The 1,598-nt window shown below is 68.3% G+C and carries 2 protein-coding genes; both read left to right on the top strand.

Annotation, left to right across the window (positions count from 1 at the left end):
- A partial coding sequence (locus tag M8J73_RS44120) for a succinylglutamate desuccinylase/aspartoacylase family protein (RefSeq protein ID WP_249829909.1) occupies positions 1–436 on the top strand: 436 nt, incomplete at its 5' end.
- A gap of 118 nt (positions 437–554) precedes the next feature.
- On the top strand, positions 555–1,598 hold a 1,044-nt coding region (locus M8J73_RS44115), incomplete at its 3' end, for an ABC transporter substrate-binding protein (protein WP_249829908.1).

Below are 1,598 nucleotides of genomic sequence, written 5' to 3'. Positions count from 1 at the left end.
CGGCACCAGCCCCGAGGGCGGCAACAGCCACGCCGCCGCCAACCGGCAGGGCATCCCCGCGATCCTCGTCGAGACCGGCCAGCTCGGCGACCGGCACCCGGACACCGTACGCAGGCTCCTCGACGCCCTCCACCGGATCCTGCACCACCTCGGCGTCATCGAAGCGTCCGCGCACGTGAAGCCGCCGACCGCCCGGCCCCGTGACTGGATCTGGACCGGCGAGGCCGCCTCCGAGACCACCGGCCTGTGGTACCCGGACGCGGTCACCGGCGACGAAGTGACCGAAGGACAGACCATCGGCCGCATCATCGACCCCGTCGACGGCACCGAACACAAGGTCACTGCCAACGCCACCGGGACGATCATCTACGGCATGAACGGACTCACCGTCCGCCCCGGCACCGAACTCGCCGCCATCGCCACACCACACAACTGACCGGCCGACGGCAACGGCTGCCCGTCGACCGGCCCACGGACCGCGTGTCCGCCCACAGACTCCACCCCCCAACCCTCCCCAGCTGGTCCCCCATTGCGCTACTTCCAGGAGATTTGTCATGAGTGATCACATGATCGGTCGCAGAGCGCTCCTGCGCGGAGCAGGCGGCCTGGCCGCCCTCGCCGCTCTCCCGTCCCTCTCCGCCTGCGGCACCGGCACGAGCCGTGTCTCGTCCGGCAGCGGCAAGGGCGGCAGCAAGACGGTCATCGTCCGTGACAGCGGCGGCTCTTACGGCGCGGCTCTGCAGAAGGCGATCTACACGCCGTTCACGCAGGAGACCGGTATTCAGGTCAAGGTGCTCAACCTGGACGACGCCCCGCTGCTGGCGCAGATCAAGCAGGGCCGCCCGCAGTGCGACCTCATCAACAACTCGATGATGTCCCACCTCAAGTACCTGGGTCAGAACGCCCTGGAGATGCTGGACCACGACCGGATCAAGAGCGTGAAGAGCGCGAAGATCCCCGAGGCCCAGGTCACCGACCATGCCATCGGCAGCAGCTTCTACGGCCAGTGCATCGCGTACCGCACCGATGCCTTCGGCGGCCGCAAGCCCGAGTCGTGGGCGGACTTCTTCGACACCAAGGCGTTCAAGGGCGGCCGCGCGATGTGTAGCCCCGACGGTGACCTGCCGGAGCTGGAGTTCGCGCTGCTGGCCGACGGCGTCCCCGCGGACAAGCTGTACCCGCTGGATGTGGACCGCGCCTTCAAGGTGCTGACCCGACTGCGGGGCGACATCAAGAAGTTCTGGGACAGCGGCCCGCTCCCGGGTGTGCTCCTCAGCCGCCAGGAAGTGACGATGTCGACCGTCTGGGACGGCCGGATCGCCGACCTGGAGAAGCAGGGCGTCCCGGTCACCAGGCAGCTGAACGGCATGCGCCGCCAGTTCCAGGGCTACGCCATCGCCAAGGGCGCGGCGAACGTGGACAACGCCTACAAGCTCATGGACTTCTCCCTGCGGGCGGAGAGCCAGGCCAACCTGGCGAAGGCCTTCCCGTCGAACCCGTCCTCTCCGCTGGCCTACGCCAAGCTGACCGAGGACGAGCGCAACGCTCTGGCCGGTGCGCCGAAGTACTACGACAAGGGCTTCGACACGGACGTCGAC

The organism is Streptomyces neyagawaensis, from assembly GCF_023516595.1.
GTDB classification, from domain to species: domain Bacteria; phylum Actinomycetota; class Actinomycetes; order Streptomycetales; family Streptomycetaceae; genus Streptomyces; species Streptomyces neyagawaensis.
This window is presented reverse-complemented; position numbering and strand designations above follow the sequence as displayed.